Source organism: Alphaproteobacteria bacterium (assembly GCA_016722515.1).
GTDB lineage: Bacteria > Pseudomonadota > Alphaproteobacteria > Rickettsiales > JADKJE01 > JADKJE01.
This window is the reverse complement of the sequence record JADKJE010000015.1, coordinates 1-9,888: the sequence shown is the minus strand read 5'-3', so window position 1 is coordinate 9,888 and position 9,888 is coordinate 1. Positions and strand designations below refer to the sequence as shown.

Here is a 9,888-nt window from a genome sequence, read left to right as displayed (position 1 = left end):
ATGATGTACTCTCTGATGCTGCAGCTTTCTGCAATGCGAATTCAGACGCATCCGTTGTATATGGCAACATGTTGGTTCAAAACCGCGATGGCAAATTGTCTAGGATTCAACAGCGGATATCATCACAATTTGATTTTTGGTTTAAAGTGCCGTTATGCCATCAATCCGCCTTCATAAAATTCCAAGATAGCAACGTACTATTTTATGATTTGCGCTATAAAATATGCGCAGACTATGATTTGTTCTGGAGATTGTGGGATCAAGGAAAAACGTTCAAAAAATTCAATAAAGATGTTGGAGTGTATCAATGGGGCGGAGCCTCTCATCGCAAACTAATCCAATTACAATTGGATCGTGCTTGCATTGTATACCAGCACACAAACGCCATTGGTTTTTGCGTATTCATACCTGTGCTTGCGTTTCAAGTCTTTAAATCATTCGCTATAAAAATTCGGGACATGAAACGGAAAGGATCAAGATGACAAGTAGCATTTCCGTGATAATGGCGGCAAGAAATGAAGAACAATTCATTGGCGAAGCCATAGATTCGATACTATCACAATCGCACGAATGCTTCGAATTAATCATTGTTGATGACGGATCAACCGATTCCACTTATCAAATTGCTGAAAAAAGAGCAGAAATTGATGATCGAATTCGGTTGATTCGCGGAGGAGGAATGGGTCCTGCTGCTGCAAGAAGTCTAGCAGTAGACATTTCACGAGGCCAATACATTTTAATAATGGATGCCGATGATGTTGTCCCGAATGATAGGATTGAAAAATTACTCTCCTTGGCTGGTAATCAGCCGAGAGTTATGATTGGGTCAAATGTTAAATTAATGGACGTAGACAAAAATCTTGTAGGAGAAATCATTTACCCCCAGTCAAATAAGGAAATACGAGCTGGATTCCGCAGATTATGGAATCGGAGTGTTATGATGCCGGGAACGATTTTGGCGTCTTCTGACTTGTATCGTGACTATCCATATAACAACAACTTTAAATATTTAGAAGATTGGGATTTCGTTCTACGAGTATCTGAAGATCCATCAGTATATTTCGCTAATTCGGCAGAGTTTTTGTATCACTATAGGCTAAAGCCGAATTCCGTTTCAATGAACTGGAAAATGCGAAACCAATATAACGCGCTTCTTATTGAAAACCAAATCCGACGCCGCAAAGGATTAAAGCAAATCGAATCACTGCCGCTTTTATATCAGGAATTTCGCGGCCATCCATTTACACTATCTCGATTCATTTTTATAGTTGCGGCTAAATTCGTACAGCATAATATTTGGCGCTTTAAAATGAAGAAACTTTTAGGTATTTGAATTGGCCTTGAATGCGATCCAGCCTAATCGTGACCTTTTTACGTCAAGGTCGTTTTGGCTTCTAATGATTGTCCACTCCCCCAATCGATATTTAGCCACTCTCTTGTTGGTATTTTTCTCGATCTTGCAAATTAGAAAGACAAATAAGCTTTGTTGCACGCGTGATATATTCGCCCCTTTCGCAGGCTATTTTGTTGCGCATTGCATTGGCTGTTTTGCGTTTATTCAACACTTCTCTAATCTTAACAATTTGGCATGGGCATGCTTTAACCTTTCAACCGTCGTCTCCGCCTTCGCGCTTTCCGTGATGCTTGATAAAGATGATATTCTCTCTGGATTAAAGCTCTTTATTATTGTTGAAAGTGGTGTGTTGATGGCTCAGTATTTAATACTTGCAGTAAAGTTTGGGACCATTTTCGTATTTTCTGCATATGCTGGTGCCGGGGACGCTTTAGGGGGCACTCTCTTCGGATTCTCATCACCTCTCGCTGTATCACTTATGATGATCTCCTTATATTTTCTGTTTATCCGATATAGTGACAATTCTGTCAAGAACAGCCTTTTATATGCAGCGGCAGCGGCATTGTTTTCTACTTTTCCAGGTATGATGTCTGCTGTAGCCGTATTTTGTTTAACTGTGGCTCTTGTGTTTGTTGCGTTTTCTGTGAGAGAGTTGTTCTTGATGGAAATATCGAGACTGACTCTATTTGTCATCCCTGTTACATTTGCCAGCTTGGGCATTTTAGTGTTTTTTTTGGGTGAGAACATCGAATATATGGGCAATATTTTCTTGCTAATGTTAAATTTTGATAATCCGCCGATTAAGATTTTGGCTATCCAAAAGTATTACCAAATGATTGCATCTAATTACAGCTATCTTTGGGTCGGCTCAGGATTGGGGAATTTTACAAGTAGAGCTGGCGCAATGGTTAGTGGGCAATATTTTGAACATCAGCCTTTTTTTGTATCTATTACGCCAAGTACCGAAATGTCTAAGTTTATTTTGCCTTTTTGGAATCGCGGAATGTTTAACGAAATGGTCGGCGGCTCTATTGGCAATAGCATGATCAATGAGCCATTCAATCTTCATCTTTCTGTCTTAGCAGAATGCGGGATTTTGGGATTCTTGATTTGGGAAACGTCTCAATTGATCGCAGCTTTTCGCTCTTTGGCTTCAAATAACCGAAGCTATTTTGCTATTCTTGTTTTTTCTTTTGGGATTTTTTTCACCAATGATTGGCTAGCGTACCCTAATTTCGCTTTAGTCCTTTTTATGCTTGCCAAAGCAAGCTCCAGGTTTAGATCCCAAATAGAAACAAGATCAGTTTTCAGCAAGGGAGGATTGCATGAATAAGGATTCTGATGTAATCAATTTAAAACAGTTGGGATTGAATATCATTGTCAAATGGAATGTGATTCTTTTGTCTGGTATTGTTGCAGGAGCCATTGCTGGAGTGTATGCCGTTTTTATTGCGAAACCTGTTTATATAGCCAGCGCTCAATTCATTCCTACAAAAGGTTCTGGTGAAGGTCAGATGTCCGCTGCCGCCGCATTAATTGGCGCCAAACCCCCGAGTAATGATGTAGAATTATTTCAAAGCATTCTAGTTTCCAGGAGAGTCATAAATCGATTTATGATGATGCAAATACCTGATAGCACAGGCCGGGCAAATACACCGCTGTTTAAATTGCTGCATGTTGACACTGCAAATCGGATTGAATTCGATGATGTTGTTGAAAGTATTACTAATTCAATTAACGTTGAAGCAGATGCGAAAAGTCGAGCGAATGTTATTAATGTGATGTATTCTGCAAGATCCCCTTGGCTAGCAAAATCTGGAGGGGACGCATTAGTTAAGTGCGCCTTGGATGTGTTCTCCGAGATTAAGGACCAACGCTATTCTACCAGTATGGAAAAATTGGAAGTTGCCATCGACGAGACCTACAAAGAATGGCTACATGCCTCAAGCCTTCTTGCTGCTTTCAATGACCGTAATCGATCCATTGCACTTGCCAATCAAATGTTGAATCTATCAAAATTAGAAATGGAAAAGGCGGTAAAAGAACAGAAATATCTTCTGGCAAGAAAAGAGTACGAGGAGATAAATCTAAATTCACTGAAGGCATCAGTACCAATCATTATGATTGATTCAATGAATTACCCACGAAGGAAGACAAAACCAAATCGACGTTTATTAATTGCCGCAGGCTTCTTTTCAGGCATTATCATTTCTACTTTCTTCTATGCTATAAAGCATGGCGATTCCGGCGTATGATGTTGCGAATTCTAAAAGAAAAGCTTGTTCACAGGGAATTACTCGCCGAAGGCTCGTTGGTTACATTTATAAATCCTTGGTCATATTTGGTGATGAGGAGTGATCCTGAGGTTTTTAGGAAAATAGACGTTTTGCATGTCGACGGAATATCATTAGTTATAATTTTACGCCTTTTTATGGGCGTTGCTGTTCGACGAACAAGTTTTGATATGACATCAATGGCAGCAGAGGTGTTCCGTATTTGCTCAGAGCGCGGATTGTCGATTGCTTTTGTTGGTTCTGAGCAACATCAAATTGAAATGGCCGTTTTTAATATTCACAACAGCTACCCTAGTTTAAATATTGTTTCGTACAGGAATGGTTATTTCTCGACGTGCGAAGATCAAAATGAGTATTGTCGATATTTAGCCAGCACTGCTCCAGATGTAGTGGTTGTAGGAATGGGAACTCCAAGGCAAGAAGCTTTCCTTTTAAAAATACGTGAATATGGATGGCGTGGCTGCGGGTTTACCTGCGGAGGCTTTTTTCATCAAACCGCAAAGCGGCTTGATTATTACCCATCTTTGTACGACAAATTGAATCTACGCTGGCTTTACAGAATCATCGACGAGCCAAAGTTGATTTCGCGATATTTGATTCAATATCACTTGTTTTTTTGGCTTTTCTTTTTCGATTGGGTTGTGTTGTTAATTGGTAAATTCAAGGCGTTTTTTCGCACTGCCAATTAGCAAGTTTTAGCGTCTAGGTCGGAGAGATTGTCACTTAACCCTTGGCAGGTAGAAGCGTGAGTTCAATTTGTCTTCTTGCTGTATTTGGTCGTCTTTTTGTTACTGCACTGCCTTTACTGCATCTCGATGACGCTCGGACCCTCCGCACCTCCGGTTTGCCCCAACTCTTGCGAGCGTTCCATCAACAAGCACTTGATTCTGGCAAAATCGGTCATGCTTTGCCTCAGCTTTTTTCTGGCGAGATAGAATCCCTCGATTTATTTAAGCATGGTGATACAACCCTCAGGCTTAGCCCTCTCATTGGACTTGAATTTCGTAATCCTGATGACGAGTATGGGTGGGCTATGGATGCTGGAGCTCGGCTAGTAGGAACCACCAACAATCTTGCCTTTTGGGTCGAAGCAGAAATGGTTATGGCAAAAACCACACAAAGTTTGCGGTCTTGGGACGGACAGTATCAAGAATTTCAACAGAGTGGAGACAATTCGAATCTTTCTTATACCTCATATAGCCGCTACGAGGGGATGCTAAATGCAATGACCACTTTCGGCCAATTCAGTTTTGGGCGCAGCAAGGTGCATTGGGGGCCATCCGTTGAATACCCGTTGGTACTTGGCAGTTATTCTTCTCCTTACCCATTCTTTGACTGGCAGTTGGAATGGGGCGACTTTCGGATCCACTCTCTTTGGGCGACGCTTTCAATCGATGGATCTGGCCGGTTCAGAAGCAACACTGATTCGCGGTCCCTATACGCCCACCGATATGAATGGCTCGGAACTTCCTGGCTCACGATTGGCGCAAGCGAAGCCATGTTTCTGTATAATCACGAAGAGCCAGCTGGAATTTTTCCTTTCGCTCCACTTTTTATGGAGAAGGGCCAAGGATTGGAAGATGGCAATAATGGTGAGCTTGCTTTTGATGTTGAGATTCGACCATTCCATGGATTACGATTGTACAGTGAATTTCTAATCGACGATATGTCTGAGCCATTCAGCCTGTTCAATGGTCTTTGGAAAAACCGCTGGGCATATACGGTTGGCTCACATTATGCCTTCCGCTGGCATGAGAGCGATTTTGGCCTTATTTTTGAATATTCACATGTTGAACCATGGGTTTACACACATTACGTTGAGAAAACTGTCCAAGCTACTCATCAAGGCAATCTTTTAGGTAATCATAATGGCCCAAATTCACGTTCAATTAATATCAATGGGTATGGAGCCTGTGGGAACTTGCATCTTGAATCCTCTATGGAGTTTGTATGGAAAGGTGCTGACATGGGGTCGCGTTGGACTGACACTCTTTCAGATAACGAAACTACTCAGAAAACTTTTCTCGCCGGAGGAGGAAAATTTGGGGTACGCAACGAAATCCATATGGGTTGGAGTTTCGGATATGCGACGGCTTGGTTTGATCTTGCAAAGGTGATATACTGGACAAATACGCAAAGCGTCAAGCCCTCGGCACCTGTTGCTTTACGTCTCGAATTCAGGTACTAGACTCATACCTTTGTATGAGGATTCCACCTCAAGCGACACCCGGTTTTCTCGAACTGATTCACGGATTTCGCGAGAGTCCGAATTGACTTTTCATTGATTTGCGTACAAATACCTTTTAATCAGATCAATTCAACAATAGAAAACTCCAATCGTTATCGCGTTCTCATATCTTATTTGGCATTACCAAGCCATTACCTGTAAAGCTCTTATTCCTCAAACAAATACATTCAGATCTTCAAGTCTTTGATAACTCAAAATATCACGGTCCCCGACAATTGCAGCTGGATTGCCTGCCATGATTGCGCACGAAGGTATTACGGTACACCTCGTACCACTGCACCCACACTGATTATTGCACCGTCACCAATAGCTGGCCCTGGCAAAATACTTAAATTAGCTCCAATCCACACGCAATCGCCAATATCCACAGTCTTCAAAATATCATCTTTCCCATATGGAATGGAGTCTATAGATTTACAGCTATGATTCGATGAATAGACAGTCAATATATTCTCAATATGGCAGAATTTTACAAACTTTACGCCACCTTGCGCATTGATGTAACACTCTCTGTTTAATACCGTACCCACTCCGGGGGTTATTGTTTTGGGCTGCACAAAATGGTAATTCACCAAACGTTTGGGCCACAATGATAACCTGCTTTCCATAGGCATCACATTGAGAAAACAGGGCTTTACGGCACCATATACGCATGATTCTACTCTCAACCTTGTGGTGAAGGTGAGGATAAGTATTTGGATGGATTATACAACCTGAAGCGTCTAGTTTGGAAGGTGGTAGTCTCAATATAGCTGAGTGGGTTAATAACGGTTACTCTGACCCGTCCCCCTCTGAGCGGACAAGTTACGCAGCCATTTTGAGTTCGAATTCGATGGGACTGCATCCATCGAGCGTGGTGTGTCTTCGGGTCTGATTGTACCAGCCGTCGATCCAATCTAGCATGGCGATCTCCACGGCACTGCAGTCATCCAGAATGAACTTGGCGATGCCTGTTTCCTGCTTCATTGTTCCGAAGAAGCTCTCCGTTGGCGCATTATCCCAACACTGGCCTCTCCGACTCATCGACTGCAGGATTCCCGAATCGCGGAGGTACTGCTGAAGGTCAATGGACGTGTATTGGCAGCCTTGGTCTGAGTGGAACATCAGGCGCCAACGCCTTGGGCGCCGTAGCCGAATCGCTTTGGACAACGCGCTCTTGACCAGCGTCGTATCGGGCTTGTCACTGACGGACCACCCAACGATCCGACGGGAGAATAGGTCCAGAATCACCGCGAGGTAAACCCAACCGAAAGCGGTCCAGATGTAGGTGATGTCGGAGGTCCACACCCGGTTCGCGCGTTTCACCTCGAACTTCCGTTTCAGACGATTTTTGGCAACTCGATGTTCTCCGCCTTTCCCCTTGCCGTAAGGCTTGGGAAGGCTTGCCGTGGGCCTCAATCCTTCTTCGGACATCAGACGAAGTATCAGCTTGCGCCCATGGTGATGCCCTTGCTTGACCAATTCCCGTCGGATCGACCGATGACCGTAGTTGCACCGTAACCGCTTGAAGGTCGTATGGATCGCAACCCTCAATTCCTGGTGGTCAGGAGTCTTGTCGCGCTTGCTCCAATCGTCCAGGCCTGAGCGGCTGACCTCTAGCGCCTTGCACATCCGGCCAACCTTGTGAGAGCCTTTCATCCCTTGGATCCAGGCGTACTTCTCGGAGGGACTCGATCCCTGGCGAAGTACGCCGTGGCTTTTTTTAGGATCTCGTTCTCCTCGCGGAGATTGGCCACCTCCTTTTCCAAGGCGGCCAATCGGGCCTTCTCCTCCAAGGCCATCGCCAGCCCCTGGCCTTTGCTCCGAGCAAGCTCCGCAGCGTTGATCCAACCGTTGAGGAGGCTGTAGCCAACCCCGAGTTGACGAGCTGTCTCGGCAATGTTGCGGCTTTCGACGCCATCTTAACCGCTCGCCCTTGAATTCAGGATCGTATGCGCGGCGCTTCGTTTTTGGCCTTAACTTCCATGACTCCAACCTACCTGATCGTTGCGTCCGTCAGCAGGGGAACGGGTCACTCCTCACTCGTAGAGCTTCTGTCCATTAATCCAAACAGCACCGCTTGGCTCTTGATCGCCTTCTCCAGATCGCCCAGATGCACCGATTCGTTCTCCGAATGCGCGTTGCACCACGGATCCTCCACGCCCACCAATAGCGCGGGAATGCCGCCCAACGCCTCGGTGACGGCTTCCACGAACGGGATGCTCGCCCCGCAACCGATGGCCACCGGCGCTTTGCCGTAGCCAACAAACAAAGATTGTCGGGCCAGAGCGAACACGGGATGCTCGGTGGACGTTCCCCACGAAGGCGCGAGACTTTCCTCCGAAATAGTGAGCTCCATTCCCGCTGGCACCCTCGCCTGCAGGTGCGCCTTGAGCAACTCCATGGTGCGGCGCGGATCCATGCCTGGCACGATGCGGATGCCGATGCGCGCCCACGCCGAATCCATCAAAACATTTCCAGTCTTCCCTTTGGTTCCCGACTGGATGCCATTGACGGAAACTGCCGGAGTGCGCCACAGACGCCGCCCCAGGTTCACACCGTCGATGGGCGCGACGCCAACGGGAATGCCACCTTGGTTCGCGAAATTGGCGCGATCGAACGGCAGGCTCTTCCAGTCGAGCAGCTCCTGCTCGGTGGGCGGAATCACGCCATCCAACAGACCTTCGATGGCGACAGATCCGTCGGAATTTGTTAATGATGACAAAACCCGGCAGAAAGACTGGATCACATCCGGGACGGTGCCACCCCACAGGCCCGAATGGACGGGACGCCGCAGCGCCTTGAGTTCGATTTCAACCGCTACCAATCCGCGCAGCGAAACTGTCAGCGACGGAATCCCGGTGTCGTAATTTGCCAGGTCGGCGATCACCACCACATCGGCGGCCAGCATTTCCTTGTGCGACTGGATGAACGATTCCAGGTGGTCGGATCCCACTTCCTCTTCGCCTTCGATGAGGATGGTGACATTGACTGGCAACGCGCCACTGGTCTTGTACCAGGCTTCGATGGATGCCGCGTGGAGCGCCACACCCGCCTTGTCGTCGGCGGCACCGCGCCCATACAGGCGGCCATCGCGGACAGTGGGCTCGTAGGGTTTGGACTCCCACAGTTCTTCGCGCATTGGCGGCTGCACATCGTGGTGGGCGTACAGCAAAAGCGTTGGCTTGTCGCCACCCGCACGATGATCGCGCGCGATCACGTACGGGGGAATGTCGTCGACATGCAGAACCTGCACCTCGGGAAGACCGATGTCGCGAAACCACGCCGCCACGGCCTGCGCCGAATCCTCGACATGCGCCGGGTCGAATCCCGGAAACGAGCAGGAAGGAATGCGGACAAGTTCCGACAAACGACGGATCGTGTCGGGGAAGGAACGGGAGCAGTTCTCGAGCAAGGCGTCCTGGTTCATAGCCTTGCAAGGTAGGTCGTGGGTCAGGTCTCGGCCGCTAGAAGCAACGCCGAATGCAGAGCATGCGTCTTTCTGTCGGCGAACCACTTGGCCTCGGTATCCTGGCTGAGCACCAAAGACGCCAACAACGGTTTGTCGAGCATCTCCTGCAAACCCAGCATGTGCCGCGCATCCGGAGGCGAGACATTCGCTGTCATTTTGATTTCGATCGCGAAGTATCCATCCTCGCGCTCCAAAAGCAGGTCGATTTCCCGACCGTCGACCGTGCGCAGAAAATGAGGGCGAATCGGGAGCGACAGAGTCCGGATCATCTTGACGATTTCCGCCACCACGGCGCTTTCGTACTCGGCTCCATCGACCGGCCCCCTGCGACCCGTCAATGAGCGCAGGATTCCAATGTCCAGAAAGTGGATCTTGGGCATCTTCGACAACCGCTTTTCCTGGTTGCGAAACCATGGCGCAAGCAAGATTGCCTGGTAGGACATTTCGAGATACCGCAGGTATTTCTGGACCGTCAATGCCGCGATCGAAGCTCCACGGCCGAGCTCGGCATATTGAATCGTCTGGGCCGTCCGATGCGCCG

At 47.2% G+C, this 9,888-nt stretch carries 10 protein-coding genes; 5 read left to right on the top strand and 5 right to left on the bottom strand.

The window, feature by feature from the left end; genetic code table 11:
• The first annotated feature begins 478 nt into the window (after positions 1 to 478).
• The 5 genes from IPP74_15045 (at position 479) to IPP74_15025 (ending at position 5,836) form a co-directional block, all read left to right on the top strand.
• Positions 479 to 1,333, top strand: coding sequence for a glycosyltransferase family 2 protein (locus IPP74_15045; protein MBL0320591.1), 855 nt, complete (start codon positions 479 to 481; stop codon positions 1,331 to 1,333).
• 64 nt (positions 1,334 to 1,397) lie between these two features.
• The gene (locus IPP74_15040) at positions 1,398 to 2,687 is read left to right on the top strand and encodes a hypothetical protein (GenBank protein MBL0320590.1); all 1,290 of its coding nucleotides are present in this window, start codon (positions 1,398 to 1,400) and stop codon (positions 2,685 to 2,687) included.
• Positions 2,680 to 3,609, top strand: coding sequence for a hypothetical protein (locus IPP74_15035; protein ID MBL0320589.1), 930 nt, complete (start codon positions 2,680 to 2,682; stop codon positions 3,607 to 3,609). Before IPP74_15040 ends, IPP74_15035 begins: the two co-directional genes overlap by 8 nt.
• The gene (locus IPP74_15030; protein ID MBL0320588.1) at positions 3,606 to 4,337 is read left to right on the top strand and encodes a WecB/TagA/CpsF family glycosyltransferase; all 732 of its coding nucleotides are present in this window, start codon (positions 3,606 to 3,608) and stop codon (positions 4,335 to 4,337) included. Before IPP74_15035 ends, IPP74_15030 begins: the two co-directional genes overlap by 4 nt.
• Positions 4,338 to 4,393: 56 nt before the next feature.
• The gene (locus IPP74_15025; protein ID MBL0320587.1) at positions 4,394 to 5,836 is read left to right on the top strand and encodes a hypothetical protein; all 1,443 of its coding nucleotides are present in this window, start codon (positions 4,394 to 4,396) and stop codon (positions 5,834 to 5,836) included.
• 314 nt (positions 5,837 to 6,150) lie between these two features.
• Here IPP74_15025 and IPP74_15020 read toward each other — a convergent pair whose 3' ends face one another.
• From IPP74_15020 to IPP74_15000, 5 genes are all read right to left on the bottom strand, one after another.
• Positions 6,151 to 6,504, bottom strand: a complete 354-nt coding sequence (locus tag IPP74_15020) for a hypothetical protein (protein ID MBL0320586.1) — start codon at positions 6,502 to 6,504, stop codon at positions 6,151 to 6,153.
• A 196-nt stretch (positions 6,505 to 6,700) separates the two neighbouring features.
• Complete coding sequence (locus IPP74_15015) at positions 6,701 to 7,534, bottom strand: IS3 family transposase (GenBank protein ID MBL0320585.1); 834 nt, start codon at positions 7,532 to 7,534, stop codon at positions 6,701 to 6,703.
• Entirely contained in the window at positions 7,531 to 7,776 is a 246-nt protein-coding gene (locus IPP74_15010; protein ID MBL0320584.1) for a transposase, read from the bottom strand. Before IPP74_15010 ends, IPP74_15015 begins: the two co-directional genes overlap by 4 nt.
• Positions 7,777 to 7,907: 131 nt before the next feature.
• Entirely contained in the window at positions 7,908 to 9,305 is a 1,398-nt protein-coding gene (locus IPP74_15005) for a M20/M25/M40 family metallo-hydrolase (protein MBL0320583.1), read from the bottom strand.
• A 23-nt stretch (positions 9,306 to 9,328) separates the two neighbouring features.
• Positions 9,329 to 9,888, bottom strand: a 560-nt coding sequence (locus IPP74_15000; protein MBL0320582.1) for a DUF4143 domain-containing protein, incomplete at its 5' end; no start/stop codon positions are given.

What these genes read in the sequence shown, in the direction of transcription:
- IPP74_15045 (MBL0320591.1), top strand. Translation starts at nt 479, where the DNA reads ATGACAAGTAGCATTTCCGTGATAATGGCGGCAAGAAATGAAGAACAA.
- IPP74_15040 (MBL0320590.1), top strand. Translation starts at nt 1,398, where the DNA reads ATGATTGTCCACTCCCCCAATCGATATTTAGCCACTCTCTTGTTGGTA.
- IPP74_15035 (MBL0320589.1), top strand. Translation starts at nt 2,680, where the DNA reads ATGAATAAGGATTCTGATGTAATCAATTTAAAACAGTTGGGATTGAAT.
- IPP74_15030 (MBL0320588.1), top strand. Translation starts at nt 3,606, where the DNA reads ATGATGTTGCGAATTCTAAAAGAAAAGCTTGTTCACAGGGAATTACTC.
- IPP74_15020 (MBL0320586.1), bottom strand. Translation starts at nt 6,504, where the DNA reads ATGGAAAGCAGGTTATCATTGTGGCCCAAACGTTTGGTGAATTACCAT.
- IPP74_15015 (MBL0320585.1), bottom strand. Translation starts at nt 7,534, where the DNA reads ATGAAAGGCTCTCACAAGGTTGGCCGGATGTGCAAGGCGCTAGAGGTC.
- IPP74_15005 (MBL0320583.1), bottom strand. Translation starts at nt 9,305, where the DNA reads ATGAACCAGGACGCCTTGCTCGAGAACTGCTCCCGTTCCTTCCCCGAC.